Source organism: Acinetobacter sp. 1124_18A, from assembly GCF_052824995.1.
In genome coordinates, this window is record NZ_VTDF01000004.1 from 30,974 (window position 1) to 50,683 (window position 19,710).

A 19,710-nucleotide genomic window follows, 5' to 3' on the forward strand; every position below is an offset into this window, starting at 1 on the left:
TGTTTTGATTATTTAAATAATTTGCATTTACTTTTCCGCACTTAAAAAGATGATTATTAGAGCGGATAGTTTTTTTATTTAAAATTTTAGGTGAATTTTATATTAATTATTGGGATGATAATGCGACTGGTAAATATATGCCTTTCTTGTACTTGATAAATTTAAAAATTTGTGTGGAATATAAATGAATACGGTGATGAAACAAGCTTTAGTAATAACTACATTCAGTGCAGCAGTAATATTGACTGGATGTGGAAAATCTAAGCCAGAACCAAAATCAAAAACAGATAAAGTTGAGACAATTTCGGATTGGAGCTGTACGCATCCTGAGAATTTGAATCAGATTCAAACCTCATTAAAAAAAGAGTATTTGAAACAAATCGAACGCAGTTTAAGACAAAGTCAATATCAGGTTGATGAGGATATCCTTAATAAAATTAATCAAGGTTTGAAGTTTGAAATTAAAAATATTCGCACTTTACCTTTAGAAGACGATAGTCAAAAAAATACGCAATTAAGTTGTGAAAGCCAATTGGTCATTTCATTTCCTAAAGGTTTACAAAAACGTGCGGAAAAAGCATATATTGAAGTACTGCGCCATTCTAATGAAGAATCGGAGACGCTCAATGATTATTTTTCGGATAATGATTCACCTTTGACCCTTGAAAATGATCAATTAAAAGGTGATTTTTTCTATAACATCACAAAAACAGATAAAGAGGGTTTGGTATTTAATTTGCCAAGTCAAAATACTGTGATTGAAGGAGTGGTTTTTGTTGCAACCAAAGCTGTGCAATATGCAGCTTATGTTAAAGAAAATGAGTTGATTGAAGAAAATATTGAAGAAAATCGACAAATGTCTGAGGAAAATAATGAAGAGCAGACTTCTTTAGCTCAGGAAGCCATGGATGTTCGTAAAAAAGAATTGGATAGCGACAAAGCTAAGCAAGTGGAACGCTTAAATCAGACTTGGGATAAATTGAGTGCTGAGAAAAAAACTCAATTTAAACAAGATCAATCGGACTGGTTTAAAAAACGTGATGTCGAGTGTAAGGTACTAGCACAAAAAAGTGTTGATGACATTCCTGAAAAAGATTTAGAAACTTATCAGAAACAATCGAATTACTGGACTGCTGAAATGAGTAAGCAAAACCAAGAGATGCAATATACACAGTGCTTTATCCAAAAAACTATAGAGCGAACGGTTTATTTAAATAATTTAAATTAAGCTGAAACTCTCTATAAATACTTGGTCAATCGTATTTAAAATGGATAGGATTGACCAATCGCAGGCAAGTATTCTGATTTTGTAAGTGAATCTTTGACCTAGTAATTATAGATAAATAAATAGTTTTATTACGCCCGAAAGGGCGTTTTTTTAAGCTAAAATAGCCTGTTATAAGGAATAAATTATTAGTCAATAAGTTTACCATTTTTGAAGACTTGAATAAGACTTCCTTGCCAACCATAGATGACAATACGATCTACCTCTGACTCAATCATTAAATACCCTTTTTCTATATCGCCTTCAACAATGATCTCTACTTCAGAATTTGATTCAATATTATATTCTTCTGCCCAAGGTTCGAGTATTAATTTGATTTTCTCATTTTTTGAGTTTTTATAAATAAACTTTTGTTTTAATCTCATAATTTTATTTCCCTCGTTATATATCATTGTGATCTGTCTTTTTCTTTTATTTTGGTAAGGAATTCATCCTGTAGATCTCCATTTAAAATTACTGTCTTCTCATTTTCTGTATATGTCAGCATAAAGTCACCAGAGATCTGATTTAAGCTCACAGGACCATCAATAATACCTAAAATTGTACTTGTAGTATCAATAGTAGTCTGTTTAATGATTTTAAATAAGGTTTCCTTATCTTTTTGAGATAAAGATTGATAAAAAGTGAGAGCATCAAACCAGTAGGGATCTTCTTTAATTTTACTATCGATTAAAGTAGATGAGTAAATCTGTTTATAAGTATCGATATATTCATCTGAAATAGTATTTCTAAGTTCTTTGACAAATTCTTTAGTATTCATGGAAACTAACCTTTATTAAATTTTGTGACTCACTTCACAGTGCTGGCAATTTGTTACAACTATTAAAAACCAAAGAGCAATTTTGATTCTACAATGGCGCGGTTTTTTCGAAGACTGGTTAGCGGAAGTAGGTTTTAAAATGGCTCATGCTCATCACGCAGTTCATGCACATGTTCATCATATCGAAGAGAGAAAAGAAGAAAGCTCTCAAGATGATTTAAAAATGAAAGTGATGTTAAGACAAACAGCTTCGACGACTGAAAAGCATAAAAAATCTGATACGAAAAGTCATCAATCTGAAGATCAAAATATTAATTTGCATAAGTTCTCAAGTAAGCTTGAAAGTATGTCTGCCGACCATAGTAAAGAGAAATGTGCCAAGAATATTCGTATTGCTTTACAAGCAGCAGGCGCCGATGTGTCTAAGCATCCAGTAGCAGCTTCAGACTGGGGGCATACGCTTGAGAAGAACGGTTATAAGAAAATTAAACCTGCTTTTAATCGCCCTCAAGAAGGCGATATTTATATTATTGAGCGGACGAGTGGCCACACATATGGTCATATTGCGGGGTATACAGGGAATGGCTGGTTCTCAGATTTTCGCCAAAAAACCTATGCGGTCTATAAAGAAAAAGACGTTAAATATAGCTACTATCGTCTCGATTCTTAAGCAAGTACGACATAGTTTGTCGGGACATATCTAAATCTGTTTCCAAATTTGGCTTCTGGCACAGTAAAGCACTTGAAAACTAAGGTTGAAAACATCACATTAGGTATTCAGTATTAAGCCATGTCTGCCGATAGTGAATCAAAACGCTCGTCCCCATATTGAAAAAATTCTAGCCCACATGACCCAACTTCCAGGCGTTTATAAAATGCTAGGGAAAGAGGGCGAATTATTATATGTCGGCAAAGCAAAAAACCTAAAAAATCGGGTATCGAGTTATTTTGTTAAAACCATTGAGCATCCTAAAACTCAGGCCTTAGTTGCCAGAATTTATGATATTGAAACTTTAGTCACTCGTTCAGAAACTGAAGCATTACTTCTCGAGCAAAATTTAATTAAACAACATCGTCCGCCTTATAACATCATGCTGCGGGACGATAAGTCATATGTCTATATTTTTGTGTCGGCAGATAAGCCCTATCCTCGGCTTGCTAGCGGTCGTGGCAAAGGTAAGCACCAAATTGGTAAGTTCTTTGGACCTTATCCAAGTGCCTATAGTGCTCGTGATACTTTAGTAGTTCTACAAAAGCTTTTTAATGTACGGCAGTGTGAAAATAGCTACTTTGCACAGCGCAAGCGCCCCTGTTTGCAATATCAGATCAAGCGTTGTTCTGCACCTTGTGTAGGGCTAATTTCACCCGAAGATTATAAAGAAGACATTAATAATAGTATTCGCTTTTTGCAAGGTGATACGAAAGAGCTTAATCAAGAGCTCATTGCCAAAATGGAACAAGCGGCGGCTGAACTTGAATTCGAAAAAGCTGTTTTTTATCGGGACCGATTATCTTTACTGCGTGAAGTTCAAGCGCAACAAGCTGTTTTTAAAGTCAAAGGTGAGGCAGATATTCTGGCCATTGCATATCAGGCAGGCGTGACGTGCGTTCAAATTATGTATGTCCGCAATGGGCGAATGCTAGGTGGAAAAAGTTATTTCCCCGACATGCTTGGTGATGATCTTGGACAAATGCTGAGTGACTTTATGGCAAACTTTTACTTTCAAGTTGCAGATGAAGTACCCAATGAATTGATTGTGAACATTGCATTGCCTGACCGTAAAGAATTAGAAGAAGCATTGGCACAGCAGTTTGGCAAAAAGGTTCAGATTAAGAGTAATGTTCGAGAAACTCGTGCCGAGTGGCTAGAGTTAGCTGAAATGAATGTTCAACATGCAATTAAGGGGCAGTTGAGTAACCATTTAGAACTCAATGAACGTTTCCATCAGTTAGAGCAAGTGGTGGGAAGGCCTGTCGATCGTATCGAATGTTTTGATATTAGTCATACCATGGGCGAAGCTCCAATTGCGTCGTGCGTGGTGTTTGACCAAGGTGGTGCTCGTAAGCGTGACTATCGACAATTTGCCATTCAAGATATTACTGGTGGCGATGATTATGCTGCCATGCGCCAAGCCTTAACACGACGTTATAAAAAAGCCATATTGCCTGACTTACTGTTGATTGATGGTGGTAAAGGCCAACTTCACATGGCGATGGATGTCATGCAAGAGCTTGGGCTTGATGCTTTTATGGTGGGTGTATCGAAAGGTGAAGGGCGTAAACCGGGTCTTGAAACCCTGCATTTTACAGATGGCACGAAAATCCAGTTACCCGAAGACCATAAAGCATTGCACTTGATTCAACAGGTGCGTGATGAAGCCCATCGCTTCGCAATTACTAAACACCGAGCTAAACGTGATAAACGCCGTAGTACATCGGTTTTAGAAGCAATTCCGGGTTTGGGTCCAAAGCGCCGTCGAGATTTATTAACTCATTTTGGTGGGATTCAAGGTGTTTTAAAAGCATCTGAAAAAGAGCTTACGCTTGTGCCCGGTTTTGGTGAAATGATGGCTAGAACGATTTATAAAATTTTGCATGAATAAGCGTTGCTTTAAAGGCAGAGTGACAAAATAAATCGCCAATTACTAGAGGATTGACCATTCACATTCCAATCAAAATGATGAAAGATCGTTTCTAATAACTCTTTCGTTTTAGGGAAAGGAATGTCTTTGCTGCAATTGTTTGAAGAAATAAAACAAAAGGAATGGATTGAAATACCTGAAGGGTGGTTGCAAGGACGAACAGTGTTTGGCGGTCTTGTTGCGGGATTGCTGATGCAAAAAGCCTGCTGCAATATTCAAGATCCCAACAAAAGATTATTAAGTTGTAGTATCACTTTTGTGGGGCCTGTACAGCAGGGAGCAGCTCGATTGACTATTGAAATTTTAAGGGAAGGGAAGTCGGTCACTACGCTTGAAACCCGTTTGTGGCAAGATGGCGCAGTACAAACTATTTTGGTTGCAAGCTTTGGTGTGCCTCGTACGTCGAATATTGAAGTACGGCAAGAACCGATGGTTCCAGTTTATAGGCAGCCTGAAGAGTTACAACCTCTTCCTTTTGCCAGACAAATGCCAGAATGCTATCAACATTTTGATGTATGCTGGGCAGAAGGTCATCATCCTGTTACAGGAAGTCAGTATCCTGACTTTGGAGGATGGTCAAGGTTTTCTCCAGAGAAGTATGAAAATCGTCAAATGACTTTGCCAGATTTAATTGTTTTGATGGATATTTGGCCACCTGGTGTATTGCCGATGTTTAAACAAGTTGCTCCTGCAAGTTCTTTAACTTGGCACATTACCTATGTCCATCAATTTCGACATCAATTGTGTGACTGGTTTAAATATAAAGTGGTGACTGAATATGCCGGTGAAGGTTATTCCACAGAATATGCCCATCTTTGGGACCAAAATGATCATTTAATTGCAATTTTACGGCAAACTGTTACGGTATTTACTTAAGCAGTCCACTTCCTCGATTCATATATTTCGTATAAAGTGGCTGTTACAGATAGATACAATATTGAAGAATGTATTTTTGTCTGTTACAAGATGCATGAAGACTAAATTGGCGGTGTTTATGACCACAGGGCGAATCCTGAATATCCCAAATATCCTAACGTTGGCGCGTATAGCGCTTATTCCTGTATTTTTGGTGATTGTGTATTGGCCGCCTGCAATGGGTATTGGTGAGCAAGCAGGAAATATGAGTCGTCATATTATCTTGACGGGTATTTTTGTGTTAGCTGCTATTACCGACTGGTTTGATGGCTATTTGGCACGAACTTTAAACCAGACTTCAGCATTTGGCCGTTTTTTAGATCCAGTTGCAGATAAGCTCATGGTGGCCGCGGCACTGATTGTTTTAGTGCAGTGGAATCCAACCATTTCAATGGCTTTTGCGGCAATTGTCATTATTTCACGTGAAATTACAGTTTCTGCTTTACGTGAGTGGATGGCAGAACTTGGCGCAAGAACGAGTGTGGCTGTATCGACAGTAGGCAAATATAAAACAGCTTTTCAAATGATTGCCATTAGTGTGTTTCTACTCAATTGGCAGCCTTTAGAAATGTTGGCTTACGCGTTGTTATATACCGCCGTCATTCTGACTTTATGGTCAATGTTTATTTACCTAAAAGCAGCTTGGCCTTATTTAAAGCAACCTTAAGCTCAGATTGAATGATTAAGCCTTTCTATAATGAAAGGCTTTTTTATTTTCGAAAGTGCAAGAATCGGGTCGTCATCGGGCTTTAGCTACTTTAATGTAAGATATGAATGCTAAGGAGGTGACACATGCAAATGCTTTCTTCTCGGCAATTTGCTGTAATTGCCAATGTAATTGAATATTTATATGAACATCTAGATCAGCAACCCAGTCTGGACGATGTTGCGAGCCATATGAATTTAAGTTCAGGTTATATCCAACGTCAGTTTCAGGAATGGGTGGGTATTAGCCCGAAAAAATTTGTTCAATATATGAGTTTGCAGCAGGCTAAATATTATCTGCTACAAAAGCGAAGTTTATTAGAAACTGCTTTAAACACAGGTTTGTCGGGTACTGGTCGTTTACATGATCTGTTTATTCAGCTTGAAGGAATGACGCCTGGTGAATATAAACAGCAAGGAGAAGGGGTCACACTTAATTACTCGGTTGAGACAAGCCCGTTTGGTGAGTTGTTAGTGGTAAGTAGTGAAAAAGGCATATGTTCGATTCGTTTCATAGAGTCGAGTAAAAATATTGAAGATTTAATTAAACAGCAGTTCCCTAAAGCTCAATTAAAAAATCAGTCACAGATTTGGCATCAACAAGTTGCAGAGTGGTTTGAACAGGACTTTTCAGAACACTTGCAGCAGAAACTTCCTCTTAATTTAGCTGGAACCCCATTCCAGCTGCAAGTTTGGGAAGCATTACTGACCATTCCAGAAGGTCAATTGCGGACTTATCAAGATATTGCAGAGCAAATTGGCAAACCTAAAGCAGTTCGAGCCGTTGCTACCGCAATTGGACAAAATCCGATTGCATATTTGATTCCGTGTCATCGAGTGATTCGTGCAACCGGAATGGTTGGAGAATATCATTGGCAAAAGGGGCGTAAATTGGCATTGTTAGCTTGGGAGATGTCAAAGCAACACGGAGAGACCGTATGACCTTGGATTTATTTTCTCCAGAGCCTTGTGAAAATTTATTACCCTATGATGGTGAAGTTCAGGACTATGGTTGTATTCTAAGCCCTGAAGAAGCTGAACAATATTTTCACTATCTTTACCAACATCTCGCGTGGAAACATGACGAGGCTAAGTTGTATGGCAAGCACTTTATAACAGCTCGAAAAGTTGCATGGTATGGAGATGATTACTATCAATATAAATATTCGGGTGTCATCCGTGATTCTTTGCCGTGGGACAAAGCACTTGCCAAATTAAAACAATTGGTAGAACAGCGTCTTTCAGAAAAATTTAATTCTTGCTTGGCAAATCTTTATGAAGATGGAACTCAAGGTATGGCTTGGCACAGTGATTCGGATGTGTCTTTGGCAAAAACCACAACAATTGCATCTTTAAGCTTTGGAGCAACCCGTAAATTTTCTTTTAGGCAAATTCAAAGTAAAGAGAAAGTTGAATTGTGGCTCCAACCAGGTCAACTCATTGTGATGCGTGGCGAGACGCAACAACATTGGCAACATCGTTTAAATCGCTCAACAAAGATTTTACAGCCGCGTATTAATCTTACTTTTAGGCAGTTTCAGTTTTTATAAAAATTGGACAAGAAAAAAGCCCATGATGGCAACATGAGCTTATTCCTCTGAGGGGGATGCTTCTATTGATGAGCTGCTGATGAAAAGAATCATCAATAGGAGCTAAAATCATAATATGAGAATATTACGGGATATTCAATGCATTAAAATGTAAGAAAAGGTTAAATTATCATAAAGTGGAGTTTTAGATTTCACCTTTTTCAGATAACTCCATAAAGCGTTGTTCAATAAGTGCTGCATTTTCTTGCAAAATTTCGATGAGCTTTTCAACGTTTAAAAAATCAAAACGATTTTTAGAGGCAACTAAAGTTAAAGCTAAAGGCACTTCTTTGTTCGAAAAACGAACTGGAACGGCAAGGCCAGAAACATTGGGGTCAATCTCACCTTGTGAGAAATAGAACCCTTGTTTTTTAATTTTACGCATACGCTGAATAAAGCTTGGTTCATCTTCAGCAAAACCAGATTGCTTTAATTCTTGCTGGTAACGATGATAGTAGTCCTGCATTCGTTGTTTACTTAAATGCGAAACCATCGTTTTTGGAGATGACCCAACGTAAATTGGTCTTGGGCAGCCTCGGCCATATGAAAGTAATTCGGTGTCTTTGAAAATTTCATGATGAATGTCGATGCAATAGTCATCGTTTAAATAGGTGAGCAAGCAGCACAATTCGGTACGCTCTACAATATTTCGCATAAATGGTGTGCTGATTTGAACTAAAGGGTCTGTTGTTCTTGATACATAGTCAAGAACTGCAATTTTTGAGCCTAAGGTATAATCGCCAGAGGTTCCATTAATGCGTTTTAATAGATCGGTAGACACTAGTTCTTTGAGATAACGGTAGCTGGTTGGTTTAGACAAGCCAAGTTCTTCGCAAATAATATCGACATTAATTATTGGACGCGAAACTGAAAATAGGTCCAATACGGTTAAAATTTTGCCAAAACTTGAAATTGCCATAGTGTCTTGTTCGTATCCTTTAACAATGAATCATCTTTGAGTTTTTATAACAGAAAAAAAGAAAATTTGTCTCAATTCTAAAATAAATGCCTAATTTGAGTATTTTACTCTGACAAAGAGAAAACTTCTCTTGGCTTATACATCATATACGATAATCAAAAAACATATCAAATTATCAAATAGAGATATTTTAGTTGACTAAATCGCTTTATTTTGAAAAAATTGCCAAACAAAATATCTAATTGAGAAATTGGTCGGTTCTAGGCGAATTTCTTGATACCTCTTCTTTCCAAAGTTTGGCCGTTTAAATAATGCTCAAATTGAAATCATCTGGGCCAATCAGGCAGGATGTGGAAAAATCATTGTATTGAAGGATGCTCCTCATCTCATTTGCTTTTAGGCAAATGTCACAGTTTTGTTGTCTCTAGAAAGGCAATTTAACATTGAAGAGCATGCTCATCAGTTCAAATCTGTATTTGAGATGAGTTCATGTTATTAAAGCAAATACTGGCGTTTCGCCCGAGTAGGCTTGATCTGATCTTTGCCTTAAAAACATTTATTGCCGGAATGCTGGCGTTATTTGTTTCATTTGAATTAGATCTGATTAACCCGATGTGGTCGATTGGTACAGTCCTGATTATTGCCAACCCTTATTCAGGAATGGTGTCTTCTAAGTGTGTCTACCGTGTTATAGGGACGATGGGTGGGGCAGTGGTTGCCTTAACGCTAACGCCACATCTCATTAATACACCTTGGTTGTTTACCGTGGTGTTGTCATTGTGGGTGGGTTTTGCGCTTTATGTGTCTTTACTTGACCGGACTCCACGCAGTTATGCTTTTATGCTGGCGGGTTATTCGACAGCCATGATTGTCTTCAATTCGATTACCTATATTGATCAATACAATATTTTTGATATTGCTTTAGCTCGAGTCATCGAGATTTCGATTGGGGTGATTTCAAGTGCTGTAGTTTCTGCCACTATTCTTCCAATGCACATTGGTTCTGCGATTAAGCAGCGAGTTATCAAAACGCTTAAAGATACAGAAAATCTATTTGCTAATTTATTAAAGGCTGACCCGCAGCAGAATAATACTCAGCTTTTAGCGACCATTACTCGTGACACCACAGATATTCATGCTTTGGCAGTACATTTGAGTTATGAAAAGGGTGAGTTGCATGGCATGACCAAACCCTTGCAGGAAATGCTGCATCAAATCTCAATGGTAGTTGCGAATCTGGTTGCTTTATCTGAGCGTATTAAGCAGCTTCAGGAACTTCGGTTTATCGAAACTCATTCAGAAAAACTGCAACAGCTCTCAGCGCATGTTGTACATTTTCTGGAGCAAAAAGATTTAATTATTGATGAAAATATTTTGCAGTTACCAGATGAGTTTGAAAGCGATTTCTTAAGTTTGATGGAATCGGCTTCGACACATCAGCAAGTTTTGGTCGCAGCTATGAAAATGGATGTACGTCATTTCATTAGTAATGTTTTAGCGGTTAAAGTCTTGTGGCAACGAATTCAGCAAGGCAATAAAGAAATTCCTGACAACATTACGCCAATGACCACCAAATATCCAAGTTTACATCGTGACCATGGTGTGGCTATCCGAGGTGGTATTAGTGCAGTGCTCATTACATTTATTGTGACTGGGGTATGGATTATTTCGGGTTGGAAAGCTGGATTTATGATGGCGCAAATGGGTGCAGTAACAGCCTGTATTTTAACGGCCTTAGATAACCCTGTTCCGGTTTTGCGTATTTTTATTTGGGGCAGTATTGCTTCAGCAGTTTTAGTCTTTGTTTATGCATTTGGTATTTTTCCTCATGTCACCACATTCTGGGAACTTGGACTGGTTTTATTACCGATGTTCCTGTTTGCTGTGTCTATGATGGCCAATCAAATGCTTATGCCAGTAGGCATGGTTTTGGGGATTAACACGATGATGGGGCTAAATCTACATAATGCTTATAGCATGGATGCAGTGTCTTATCTTGATGGTTCTTTTGCCATGATCTTAGGTGTTTTAGTGTCTTTGGTTGTGATTGATGTTGTTCGTGCAATGTCTCCAGACACCAGCGCTAGCCGTATTTTAGCGTTGCATTATCGTGCAATGAGACAGGCGATCTATTTGCCTTATGGCCTCGATTTTAAAGTTCACCTGCGCAGCATGCTGGATCGAATTGGAATTCTTAACAGTAAAGTAGTCCAATCTAATGAGATTAAAACCTCAATTCATCAAGCATTGATTGAGTCGAGCAGTATTGTTGATTTAAGTAGATTACAAGAACTGGCAAATCAGTCTCCTCAAAATTCAGAGCTGGCTCATCACATTGGAAATCTGCAACAAAATCTAGATGAACTGTTTAGAGCCAAAGAAAATGATGTAGATAATACGGCGGCTTTGGTTGAGCAAATCCATTGCGGTTTATTTGAATTAAAACAGCTTGCTTCAAATATTGAAGATATGACGATGCGACAAAGATTACTCATTTCACTTAACAATATTGCTTATAGCATGTGTCATGTTTCATCAGATCAAATGAATGAGAACAGTACTTTGAGAGGAGCCACAGCAAATGGGTGAGTTTAATGTTTATGGCATTTACGTGCCTTCTCTGCTCGTTCAAGCCCTCTTGGCATATATATGTTTTCGTGGGTTAAGTCCTTTGACCAACAAGTGGATTGCACAAGGCTGGATTGCATTACCGAGTATTTTCAATTTGTGCTTTTACCTTTTATTGCTTTTGGTCATACATCAAATTTTTGTTGGGGTGGGTGCATAGAGATGATTGCGAAATTAAAGATTGAGTTAGGTGAGTGAAATGAATCAGGTGGATTTGAAAAAGGTCATCCGTCCAGTAATTTTGATTGTCGCATTAATGGTGGCGGTCTATACCATTGTGCATTTGTGGAACTACTATAATGCAGCGCCGTGGACACGCGATGGTCGAGTGCGTGGTGACGTTATTCAAGTATCTTCGGATGTCGCTGGTCTTGTCACAGAAGTATTGGTTCAAGATAACCAGAGTGTGAAAAAAGGTCAGGTGCTCTTTAAAATTGACGTTTCTCGCCGTGCTTTAGATGTCGAACAGGCCAAATCGGATTTAGCAAAAGCAAATGCAGCCTTTGCTCAAGCGCAGGCGGGTTTGGCACAAGCAAAAGCGAACTTGATTAAATCAGCCAGTAATATCAAATTGGCCGAGAAAAATGCCGGTCGTTACTCAAACCTAATGGATGGCGCTATCTCTAAACAAGAACAAGACCAAGTGTTTGCCACACGTGATCAATCCCTTGCAGAGCATGAGCAACTTCAAGCAGCAATCCAGCAGGCTGAAGCAACTGTTAAGCAACAACAGGCTCTTATTGAGGTTGCAACAAGCAATGTACATTTGGCCGAGCTTAATATGCATCGTGCCGCGGTAATTGCCCCAGCTGATGGTACGTTATCTAACTTTGATATGCGTCCAGGTAACTATGTCCAAGTTGGGCAGGCTGTTGCAGCATTGCTTGATCGTAAACAGCTCTATGTGGTGGGTTATTTTGAAGAGACGAAGTTAAATCGTATTCATGTAGGTGATCAAGCTACTGTGCAATTAATGGGTGATAACCAGAAAATTAAAGGTCATGTACAAGGTATTGCATCGGGTATTGAAGATCGTGAGCGCTCAAGCAGCTCTAAACTTCTTGCCAATGTAAATCCAACTTTTAGTTGGGTTCGTTTAGCGCAGCGTGTGCCTGTGAAGATTGTGTTAGATGAAACACCGAAGAATGAACTTGCTTTTGTCTCTGGACGAACTGCGACTGTGCATATCGTTGAAAAATAAAATCGAAGTGATTTAATTAAAAAAGCATGTAGTTTTAATTACATGCTTTTTTGTTTTATGGCGTTAATCCAATGGGATTTCGATACCAACTCTGAATGAGTAGTGCAGCAGCAAAACTATCTGCCGAGAGCTTTTTTGCTCGACCTTGTTCTTGGTAAAAACCTAGTTCTTCTCGCGCTTCACGTGTAGTTAAACGCTCATCTACCATCAACGTTTCTATGTTGGTTTGATGACGTAAACGTCTTGCAAATTTGCGAGCACGTGTAGAGAGTTCGGACTCACTATCATCCATATTTAATGGCAGGCCAACCAAAAATAAATCGGGTTGCCATTCTTTCACAATTTTTAAGAGTTGATCCCAGTTTGGAATACCATCTTTCATGACAAAGAGAGGGAGAGGATTGGCACTTTCAATTGAGGACTGGCCAATCGCCATTCCCATTTTTTGAGTACCAAAGTCAAAAGCCATAATCGATTTTGATTGTGTTTCGGTCATTAAGCGTGTCCGATTTCAGATGCTAGCCACGCGCGGTCTACACCAATTTTTTTATAAGCTGCATCCCAACGATCGTCATAAGGCAGGTTAAAAATCAGATCCATATCGGCATCACAAATGAGCCAGTCACCACGTGTAATTTCGTCTTCTAACTGATTTTTGCTCCAGCTCGCATAGCCTAGAGCAATTTGATATCGACCTACACCTTCGTTATGGGCAATTGCATCAAGAATATCTTTACTGGTGGTAATACAAACATTTTCACCTACAGCAATAGATGAATGCCATGTTGGTTGTCCAGTATGAAGAACAAATCCAGCTTCAGGACGTAAAGGGCCACCTTGTAAAACCGCATGTGGATTTACATTGTCTGCTTCAATGTCGAGGTCATGGAGTAATTCTTTAATTTGAATACCAGAAGGACGATTAATAATAATGCCTTGAGCACCTTCTTCATCATGACGGGCAAGATAAATTACAGTGTTTGCGAAAAAGTCATCTGCCATTTCTGGCGGGGCAATCAGACAACGGTGAGTCAGATATTGTTTGGTCACCTAAGCGGTTCTCCCTCAAAAAATGTCACTAGAGGGCCTCTCGACCCTTTTATCTATATAGGTTCTTTTTATCAACATACAAGAGTTAATCGGATTTCGCCAATCTTTTTCTCTCATTTTCTTTATTAATTTGAAGAAGCCTGAAATTTAAGTTGGCGTAATTGTTTTGCGTGCTGCAAGGTTGTTTCATTAATTTCAACACCACCTGACATGCGAGCTAACTCATGAATGATTTGATTTTCATCAAGTTCTATAATTGTACTGCTAGCTGGGTCAGTTTGTTGTTTTTTCACTAATAAATGCTGATCAGACTGTGCAGCAACTTGTGCTTGGTGAGTAATACATAAGAGCTGGACATGTTGTGCCAAGTCAGCAAGTAAACGTCCTACAACTTCTGCGGTGCCACCACTAATCCCGACATCAATTTCATCAAACACCAGAACTTCAGATTCGGTTTTTTCAGCATTCATGACTTGCATGACGAGTGCAATACGAGAAAGCTCACCACCTGAGGCCACTCGTGCCAATGGTTGTGGAGGGATACCCTTGTTGGCAGTAAATAAAAGTTGAATAAAGCTTAAACCTTCTGCACCTGGTTGTTCTAATGGTTCGAACTTAAACTCGAAGTGTGCTTCTGGTAGCGCTAAAGGTTTCACTTGTTCAGTTAATTGTTTAGCAAGTGGCGCGGCAGCTTCACGACGTATATTGTCTAAATGCTGAGCTTTTTCTAAAAACTCCTCATGCGATTTTTCAACTTGCTCTGCCAGTGTTTCTGGGTCTTCAAGTTGATGCAATTGCTCAAGCTCACGTTGCCAACCTTCATATTCTTCTTTAAGTGTTTCTGGTTGAGTTCGATATTTACGTGCCAGACGATGAAAAACCTCAAGTTTAGTATTGAGTTCTTCCATTCGCTCGGGATCAAAACTTTGACGATCAATAAATTGACGCAAGTTTGCCGTTGCATCATCTATTTCACTTTGGGCATTCAATAAAGAATTATAAATCTCAGAAAGGTGTTCGCTACGGCCCGCGTGGGACTCTAATCTGCGAATAATCGAAGACATTTCTTGAGTAATATTTTGCTCAGCTTCATCTAAAACATTTAAGCTATAGCTACAGTCTTGCATGATATGTTCATGATGACTAAGACGATCAAACTCTTGCTCAATTTCTTTATAGTCGGTTTGAATGACCTCTTCGAGTTCCTCGATTTGATGCTCTAAAGTGCCAATGCGTTGCAAACGTGTTGCTTGTGCATCTAAGGCAGCCTGATGCAAACGAATCGTGCGTTGCCATGAGCTGTAGGCTTCACGGACATCATTCGCTTCAACGTAAAAATTGTTATAACGATCTAGCCAATGCTTTGGATAAGGCGGTTCAAGAAGTTGCTGCTGGCTGTGCTGACTATAGAGTTGAACGAGCAAGCGCCCCAACTCTTTGAGTTCAGATAAACTGCTTGGGCGGCCATTCACCCATGCTTTACTACGTCCAGTTGCAAAAATAACACGACGTAAATGAATTTCCCCAGAATCATCATCTAGCTCGTGTTCTTGGAGCCATTTTGCTTCAGGACTATTATTTTGATAGGTAAAAACAGCGGTGATATCCGCTTTGTCCGAACCATAACGGACATAATTTGTATCTGTACGATCCCCTAGACAGGCAGAAAGTGCATCCAGTAATAATGATTTTCCGGCACCTGTTTCACCTGTTAGAACATTAAATCCCTGTTCTATATCAATAGCTAAATGATCAGCTAATGCAAAATTAATTAAAGTTAAATGTGTGAGCATAAACGCATCCAACGCGCCAAATTATGGGTTAAAGATAGAGAAGTTTTGAATTTGCTACAAGTGATCTATTATTCTAACTGAAATTATAGAACAGCAAGATTGCGGATATTTACAATGAAAAAAACATTAAGCTTACCGAAACCGCCCCTAGGGATGATCAATCGCCATAAAAAAAACAATCCTGCGGAAATGAATAAAATTTTAAATCAACATTTTAATGCCTTTAAACAAGCAGCCGCACAAGGCAATTATGCCAAAGCTTATCAACATGTTAAACAAGCTATTAGTTTAGTTCCTAAGCATTCGGGAGCTTTATCGGACTTGGCTTATACCGAGCTACGCTTAGGTCGTTATACCGATGCCTATCAACACTATTTACAAGCGATTCAGGCAAGTGGATCTAACGTAAATACAAACTTATATGACGGACTCACAGAGGTTTGCCATCATTTAAATAAAAAAGAAGAAACAATCAAATTTGGACGCTTAGCAATTACAACAAAAAAAGAACTCGTTAATAGTGAACCTGTTTTACCGATTCCAAGTCATGCGCCACCTGAGTTTAGTTCAAATTCTGAAGAAAATATTATTGCTTTCTCTTTGTTTGGAGCCAACCCGCGTTATTGTGAAACCTCTATTTTAAATACTCAGCTAGCCAAACAGATTTATCCAGAATGGACGTGTCGATTTTATGTGGATGATACTGTACCAGTACTTGTACAACAGCGCTTAAAAGAGAAGGGGGCGCAAGTGGTACAAGTGACGGACTCTCAAAAGCAATTATCAGGGCTGTTCTGGCGTTTTTTTGTGATGGATGATCCAACAGTTAAGCATTTTCTGATTCGTGATGCCGACTCTATTGTGTCGCACCGTGAAAAGGCGGCTGTAGATGCATGGCTCAAGAGTGATAAATGGTTTCATTTAATGCGAGATAGTTATTCTCATACCGAACTAATTTTGGCTGGAATGTGGGGCGGATGTACAGGGATTTTTCATAATATTGAAGCACATATCAGAGATTATGTTGCCACCGGACGTTATCTGGATAATCGGGTGATGGATCAGCATTATTTGCGCTACTGTATTTGGCCGACTTTAAAACAGAGTGTGCTTATACACGATAGCCAGCAATTTGATTCAGATGCTAGCGATTTTCCAGCTTACGATCTGGCGTTAATGCAAAACGGCAGTGAAAATTTTCATGTAGGAATGAATGAAGGTTTACCTATAGTGACCACCGCAGTCACCCATCCAACAGCGCAAAGAGTGAGTTGGGTACTTCTAGATGAAAATCAGGTCGAAGTTTGCAGATACGATGCAATTGTGTCGAGTAATCGAAATATTGAGATTAACTTACCTCATGCTTTTGCCAAAAAAATTCAGGTAGAGCAGTGGAAATTACAAGTCTATCCGTATGAAAACTGATTGATTAGTTATTTAGGCACAATTAAACTACATTCATCATAATTTATATAAATATGGCATTATCTGGAGAATGTGCATGAGTACAAACCAATTTGATCATGTAACGGTCATCAAAAAATCAAACGTTTATTTTGGTGGAGTATGTATCAGCCATACCGTGCAATTTGAAGATGGAACGAAAAAAACACTAGGTGTTATTTTGCCGACTGAGCAAGCTTTAACTTTTGAAACGCATGTTCCTGAGCGTATGGAAATTATTTCAGGTGAATGTCGCGTAACAATTGCAGACAGCACTGAAAGTGAATTGTTCCGTGCGGGTCAATCATTTTATGTGCCAGGCAATAGTCTTTTTAAAATCGAAACTGATGAAGTGCTCGATTACGTGTGCCATTTAGAAGGCTAAGAAATTCCTATTCAAATCGGGTACACTATGCCCAAAGAAATCCTGCGAAGTTGGCTTTGCAGGATTTTTATTTTTTTGCTCAAACGTTGTTAGAGGTCATGCATGGCAAAACAGGAATATTATTATGGCGTTCATTCAGTGGAGTCATTGCTAGAGCTTGAGCCAGAGCGTGTGCTAACCCTGTTTACTTTAAAAGGACGGGATGATCAGCGTTTGCAAAAGATTTTGCAATTGGCAGAGCCTTTTGGAATCAGTGTACAAAAAGCAAGCCGCGATAGTCTTGAAAAACTTGCAGGCCTACCATTTCATCAAGGTGTGGTGGCCGCAGTGCGTCCGCATCCTGTCTTAAATGAGCAAGATCTTGATCAAATCTTAAGTGAAACTCCAGATGCCTTGTTGTTGGCATTGGATCAGGTGACAGACCCACATAACCTAGGGGCTTGTATCCGTACTGCCGCTGCGATGGGTGTGCAAGCAGTTATTGTGCCTCGTGATCGTGCGGCAAGTTTAACGCCAACTGCTCGTAAAGTTGCAGCGGGTGGAGCCGAGAAAGTTAAATTCATTCAAGTCACAAATTTAGCTCGTACATTGGCTCATCTTAAAGAAACAACGCATGTGCGTGTGATTGGCACCATGCTTGATGAAAGCGCCTTACCACTTCAAAAATGCGATTTTTCTGGTCCAGTTGTGATTGTGATGGGAGCCGAAGATACAGGTTTGCGTCCTATTACACAGGCACAGTGTGATCATAAAGTTTATATTCCGATGTCAGGAAATCTACAAAGTCTAAATGTCAGTGTAGCGACGGGTATGGCACTTTATGAGGCTTGCCGCCAGCGTTCTGAGGTATAATTTAACTGCCTTTCTAGTTTTTAAGTCATCTTGATATGTCTCCCCGTAAGCAAGGTTATTTCTTTGTATTGGTGACCATGTGCATTTGGGGCGGGTTTACGCTTTTTGCCCGTTTAAATGCACAGTGGCACATCAGTGCTTGGGATATTGCCGCACTGCGCTTCGCTATAGCTTTTCTAATTTTAATGCCTATTTTAATCTATAAAAAAGATCTCGCTTTTTTATGGAGTAAGCATGCGGTTATTTTGGCCTTGATTGGCGGAGTCATTTATTGTCTTACCGTCTATACCGCTTTTCTCTATGCTCCCGCGGCGCACGCTGCAATTTTCTTAAATGGCTGTATTCCAATTTGTACTGCGTTTGCAGCATACATTTTATTTAGACAGCCATTTGATAAACATACCTGGGCTAGTCTTGCAATCATGATCGCGGCTTTGGCCCTTATGAGCGCTTTGATGCTGCAAGGTAATGCCTCTGCTTTTGGAATAGGTGATTTACTCCTTTTTATTAGTGCGATTTGGTGGGGTATTTTTACTGTATTACTTAAGCAGTGGAAACTATCTGCATGGCACTCAATGGCAAGTGTTGCGATTTGGTCTGCAATTATTTATTTGCCGATCTATGTTTTATTTTTGCCTAAGCATTTCATGGAAGTCAGTCCTGTTCATCTAGCAATACAAGGCATTTTCCACGGTGTATTTGTCGTTATTATTGCCACTTTGACTTATGTAGCTGCGATTCAGAGACTTGGTGCTTTTAAAACAGGAAGTATTGTGACTTTGGCGCCGTTTATTGCAGCAATATTGGCTGTGCCATTGTTAGGTGAGGCTCTCAGTCCATCTATTGTGGTGGGTTTGGTTGGTATGGGAGTGGGGGCCTTACAACCTTGGCGATGGTTTCGACCAGATAGCTTGGCACAAAAAATTAAACAGCAAAATAAACCAAATTAGTTTGTGCGTTTCAAATAACTTTGATGTAACGGCTCTAATTGTTGATGTAAATGTTCGAGTAATCCATCATTAAACACAATGTCATTGGCTAGTTCGCGTTTAAGCTCGCGTGGCATTTGTGCTGCAATAATTTTTTGGATTTGTTCTTGGTTTTGCCCATCCCGTTGGCTAGCACGCTGAATTTGAGTTTGTTCACTCGCATCAACTAATAAGGTGTGATTAACAAGTTGATGCTGGTTGGTTTCAAAGAGTAATGGAGAAACCAAAATCACGTAGGCGCTACGCGGATTTTGTAATTGCTGAATAATAGATTGGCGGATGGCTGGATGCGTAATTTGCTCAAGCGTTTGTCTGGCTTCGGGGTTTTGAAAAATATACTCGCGTAGGGCACGACGGTCTAAACTTCCGTCTGCTTGAAGCACCCAGTCTCCAAAAGTTTTTTGAATTTGTTGAAGAGCAGGTTGGCCTTTTTCAACCACTTCGCGAGCAACGATATCAGCATCGACGACTTGTATTCCTTGGGACTCAAACCATTGTGTTGCAGCAGATTTTCCACTGCCAATACCACCTGTGACTCCCAGAATAAAAGCCAT

At 39.3% G+C, this 19,710-nt stretch carries 22 protein-coding genes and 1 pseudogene; 16 read left to right on the forward strand and 7 right to left on the reverse strand.

Features of this window, described 5'->3' with window-relative positions; all coding sequences use genetic code 11:
- Positions 1 to 65 precede the first annotated feature (65 nt).
- Both FY048_RS10045 and FY048_RS10050 read left to right on the forward strand, forming a co-directional pair.
- The gene (locus FY048_RS10045; protein ID WP_335972915.1) at positions 66 to 188 is read left to right on the forward strand and encodes a hypothetical protein; all 123 of its coding nucleotides are present in this window, start codon (positions 66 to 68) and stop codon (positions 186 to 188) included.
- Positions 185 to 1,228, forward strand: a complete 1,044-nt coding sequence (locus FY048_RS10050; protein WP_446091029.1) for a DUF1311 domain-containing protein — start codon at positions 185 to 187, stop codon at positions 1,226 to 1,228. Before FY048_RS10045 ends, FY048_RS10050 begins: the two co-directional genes overlap by 4 nt.
- A 185-nt stretch (positions 1,229 to 1,413) precedes the next feature.
- Here the strand turns inward: FY048_RS10050 and FY048_RS10055 are convergent, their stop codons facing one another.
- Both FY048_RS10055 and FY048_RS10060 read right to left on the reverse strand, forming a co-directional pair.
- Positions 1,414 to 1,650, reverse strand: coding sequence for a hypothetical protein (locus tag FY048_RS10055; RefSeq protein ID WP_446091030.1), 237 nt, complete (start codon positions 1,648 to 1,650; stop codon positions 1,414 to 1,416).
- 23 nt (positions 1,651 to 1,673) lie between these two features.
- Positions 1,674 to 2,045, reverse strand: coding sequence for a transposase (locus tag FY048_RS10060; RefSeq protein ID WP_446091031.1), 372 nt, complete (start codon positions 2,043 to 2,045; stop codon positions 1,674 to 1,676).
- A gap of 139 nt (positions 2,046 to 2,184) precedes the next feature.
- Here FY048_RS10060 and FY048_RS10065 point away from each other — a divergent pair, with 139 nt between their 5' ends.
- The 6 genes from FY048_RS10065 to FY048_RS10090 all read left to right on the forward strand — a co-directional run bounded on the left by FY048_RS10065 (position 2,185) and on the right by FY048_RS10090 (position 7,857).
- The gene (locus FY048_RS10065; protein WP_446091181.1) at positions 2,185 to 2,715 is read left to right on the forward strand and encodes a CHAP domain-containing protein; all 531 of its coding nucleotides are present in this window, start codon (positions 2,185 to 2,187) and stop codon (positions 2,713 to 2,715) included.
- 133 nt (positions 2,716 to 2,848) lie between these two features.
- A complete protein-coding gene (gene uvrC, locus FY048_RS10070) occupies positions 2,849 to 4,648 on the forward strand; it encodes an excinuclease ABC subunit UvrC (protein ID WP_446091032.1) in 1,800 nt (599 codons plus the stop codon).
- A 120-nt stretch (positions 4,649 to 4,768) separates the two neighbouring features.
- On the forward strand, positions 4,769 to 5,563 hold the full coding sequence (locus FY048_RS10075) for a thioesterase family protein (protein WP_446091033.1): 795 nt from the start codon (positions 4,769 to 4,771) through the stop codon (positions 5,561 to 5,563).
- A 118-nt stretch (positions 5,564 to 5,681) separates the two neighbouring features.
- Positions 5,682 to 6,269 (forward strand): CDP-diacylglycerol--glycerol-3-phosphate 3-phosphatidyltransferase, encoded by a 588-nt coding sequence (gene pgsA / locus FY048_RS10080; RefSeq protein WP_016139453.1) that lies wholly within the window; start codon positions 5,682 to 5,684, stop codon positions 6,267 to 6,269.
- Between the two features lie 125 nt (positions 6,270 to 6,394).
- Positions 6,395 to 7,249, forward strand: a complete 855-nt coding sequence (locus tag FY048_RS10085) for a methylated-DNA--[protein]-cysteine S-methyltransferase (protein ID WP_446091034.1) — start codon at positions 6,395 to 6,397, stop codon at positions 7,247 to 7,249.
- Entirely contained in the window at positions 7,246 to 7,857 is a 612-nt protein-coding gene (locus tag FY048_RS10090; protein WP_446091035.1) for an alpha-ketoglutarate-dependent dioxygenase AlkB family protein, read from the forward strand. Before FY048_RS10085 ends, FY048_RS10090 begins: the two co-directional genes overlap by 4 nt.
- A gap of 184 nt (positions 7,858 to 8,041) precedes the next feature.
- On the opposite strand, the gene FY048_RS10095 is transcribed toward FY048_RS10090, so the two are convergent.
- On the reverse strand, positions 8,042 to 8,815 hold the full coding sequence (locus FY048_RS10095; protein WP_016139450.1) for an IclR family transcriptional regulator: 774 nt from the start codon (positions 8,813 to 8,815) through the stop codon (positions 8,042 to 8,044).
- A gap of 367 nt (positions 8,816 to 9,182) precedes the next feature.
- On the opposite strand from FY048_RS10095, the pseudogene FY048_RS10100 reads away from it, so the two are divergent.
- The 4 genes and pseudogenes from FY048_RS10100 to FY048_RS10115 all read left to right on the forward strand — a co-directional run bounded on the left by FY048_RS10100 (position 9,183) and on the right by FY048_RS10115 (position 12,644).
- Positions 9,183 to 9,314, forward strand: a pseudogene (locus FY048_RS10100) (hypothetical protein).
- Entirely contained in the window at positions 9,305 to 11,404 is a 2,100-nt protein-coding gene (locus FY048_RS10105) for an FUSC family protein (RefSeq protein ID WP_446091036.1), read from the forward strand. The pseudogene FY048_RS10100 and the gene FY048_RS10105 overlap by 10 nt, the downstream one beginning before the upstream one ends.
- The gene (locus FY048_RS10110; protein ID WP_004795042.1) at positions 11,397 to 11,603 is read left to right on the forward strand and encodes a DUF1656 domain-containing protein; all 207 of its coding nucleotides are present in this window, start codon (positions 11,397 to 11,399) and stop codon (positions 11,601 to 11,603) included. Before FY048_RS10105 ends, FY048_RS10110 begins: the two co-directional genes overlap by 8 nt.
- A 39-nt stretch (positions 11,604 to 11,642) precedes the next feature.
- Positions 11,643 to 12,644, forward strand: a complete 1,002-nt coding sequence (locus tag FY048_RS10115; RefSeq protein WP_446091037.1) for an HlyD family secretion protein — start codon at positions 11,643 to 11,645, stop codon at positions 12,642 to 12,644.
- Between the two features lie 55 nt (positions 12,645 to 12,699).
- On the opposite strand, the gene ruvX is transcribed toward FY048_RS10115, so the two are convergent.
- From ruvX to recN, 3 genes are all read right to left on the reverse strand, one after another.
- Positions 12,700 to 13,140 (reverse strand): Holliday junction resolvase RuvX, encoded by a 441-nt coding sequence (gene ruvX, locus FY048_RS10120; RefSeq protein ID WP_284115117.1) that lies wholly within the window; start codon positions 13,138 to 13,140, stop codon positions 12,700 to 12,702.
- A complete protein-coding gene (locus tag FY048_RS10125; RefSeq protein ID WP_016139447.1) occupies positions 13,140 to 13,694 on the reverse strand; it encodes a YqgE/AlgH family protein in 555 nt (184 codons plus the stop codon). Before FY048_RS10125 ends, ruvX begins: the two co-directional genes overlap by 1 nt.
- Before the next feature lie 125 nt (positions 13,695 to 13,819).
- Entirely contained in the window at positions 13,820 to 15,487 is a 1,668-nt protein-coding gene (gene recN / locus FY048_RS10130) for a DNA repair protein RecN (RefSeq protein ID WP_446091038.1), read from the reverse strand.
- Positions 15,488 to 15,601: 114 nt separating this feature from the next.
- On the opposite strand from recN, the gene FY048_RS10135 reads away from it, so the two are divergent.
- The 4 genes from FY048_RS10135 to FY048_RS10150 all read left to right on the forward strand — a co-directional run bounded on the left by FY048_RS10135 (position 15,602) and on the right by FY048_RS10150 (position 19,117).
- Entirely contained in the window at positions 15,602 to 16,912 is a 1,311-nt protein-coding gene (locus tag FY048_RS10135) for a tetratricopeptide repeat protein (RefSeq protein WP_446091039.1), read from the forward strand.
- Between the two features lie 76 nt (positions 16,913 to 16,988).
- Positions 16,989 to 17,315 carry a pyrimidine/purine nucleoside phosphorylase gene (gene ppnP, locus FY048_RS10140; RefSeq protein WP_446091040.1) on the forward strand — a complete coding sequence of 109 codons (327 nt, stop codon included), beginning with the start codon at positions 16,989 to 16,991 and terminating at the stop codon, positions 17,313 to 17,315.
- Between the two features lie 102 nt (positions 17,316 to 17,417).
- Positions 17,418 to 18,167 (forward strand): 23S rRNA (guanosine(2251)-2'-O)-methyltransferase RlmB, encoded by a 750-nt coding sequence (gene rlmB / locus FY048_RS10145; RefSeq protein WP_005037200.1) that lies wholly within the window; start codon positions 17,418 to 17,420, stop codon positions 18,165 to 18,167.
- A gap of 35 nt (positions 18,168 to 18,202) precedes the next feature.
- Positions 18,203 to 19,117: a DMT family transporter gene (locus FY048_RS10150; RefSeq protein ID WP_336165840.1), complete on the forward strand. Its 915-nt coding sequence runs from the start codon at positions 18,203 to 18,205 to the stop codon at positions 19,115 to 19,117.
- On the opposite strand, the gene coaE is transcribed toward FY048_RS10150, so the two are convergent.
- Positions 19,114 to 19,710, reverse strand: coding sequence for a dephospho-CoA kinase (coaE, locus tag FY048_RS10155; RefSeq protein ID WP_446091041.1), 597 nt, complete (start codon positions 19,708 to 19,710; stop codon positions 19,114 to 19,116). The two genes, FY048_RS10150 and coaE, sit on opposite strands and share 4 nt — an antisense overlap.

Bases quoted from the DNA above. Each gene is read 5' to 3' on its own strand.
- FY048_RS10050 (WP_446091029.1), top strand. From the start codon at position 185: ATGAATACGGTGATGAAACAAGCTTTAGTAATAACTACATTCAGTGCA.
- FY048_RS10055 (WP_446091030.1), bottom strand. From the start codon at position 1,650: ATGAGATTAAAACAAAAGTTTATTTATAAAAACTCAAAAAATGAGAAA.
- FY048_RS10060 (WP_446091031.1), bottom strand. From the start codon at position 2,045: ATGAATACTAAAGAATTTGTCAAAGAACTTAGAAATACTATTTCAGAT.
- FY048_RS10065 (WP_446091181.1), top strand. From the start codon at position 2,185: ATGGCTCATGCTCATCACGCAGTTCATGCACATGTTCATCATATCGAA.
- FY048_RS10075 (WP_446091033.1), top strand. From the start codon at position 4,769: ATGTCTTTGCTGCAATTGTTTGAAGAAATAAAACAAAAGGAATGGATT.
- pgsA (WP_016139453.1), top strand. From the start codon at position 5,682: ATGACCACAGGGCGAATCCTGAATATCCCAAATATCCTAACGTTGGCG.
- FY048_RS10085 (WP_446091034.1), top strand. From the start codon at position 6,395: ATGCAAATGCTTTCTTCTCGGCAATTTGCTGTAATTGCCAATGTAATT.
- FY048_RS10090 (WP_446091035.1), top strand. From the start codon at position 7,246: ATGACCTTGGATTTATTTTCTCCAGAGCCTTGTGAAAATTTATTACCC.
- FY048_RS10095 (WP_016139450.1), bottom strand. From the start codon at position 8,815: ATGGCAATTTCAAGTTTTGGCAAAATTTTAACCGTATTGGACCTATTT.
- FY048_RS10105 (WP_446091036.1), top strand. From the start codon at position 9,305: ATGTTATTAAAGCAAATACTGGCGTTTCGCCCGAGTAGGCTTGATCTG.
- FY048_RS10110 (WP_004795042.1), top strand. From the start codon at position 11,397: ATGGGTGAGTTTAATGTTTATGGCATTTACGTGCCTTCTCTGCTCGTT.
- FY048_RS10115 (WP_446091037.1), top strand. From the start codon at position 11,643: ATGAATCAGGTGGATTTGAAAAAGGTCATCCGTCCAGTAATTTTGATT.
- ruvX (WP_284115117.1), bottom strand. From the start codon at position 13,140: ATGACCGAAACACAATCAAAATCGATTATGGCTTTTGACTTTGGTACT.
- recN (WP_446091038.1), bottom strand. From the start codon at position 15,487: ATGCTCACACATTTAACTTTAATTAATTTTGCATTAGCTGATCATTTA.
- FY048_RS10135 (WP_446091039.1), top strand. From the start codon at position 15,602: ATGAAAAAAACATTAAGCTTACCGAAACCGCCCCTAGGGATGATCAAT.
- ppnP (WP_446091040.1), top strand. From the start codon at position 16,989: ATGAGTACAAACCAATTTGATCATGTAACGGTCATCAAAAAATCAAAC.
- rlmB (WP_005037200.1), top strand. From the start codon at position 17,418: ATGGCAAAACAGGAATATTATTATGGCGTTCATTCAGTGGAGTCATTG.
- FY048_RS10150 (WP_336165840.1), top strand. From the start codon at position 18,203: ATGTCTCCCCGTAAGCAAGGTTATTTCTTTGTATTGGTGACCATGTGC.
- coaE (WP_446091041.1), bottom strand. From the start codon at position 19,710: ATGGCTTTTATTCTGGGAGTCACAGGTGGTATTGGCAGTGGAAAATCT.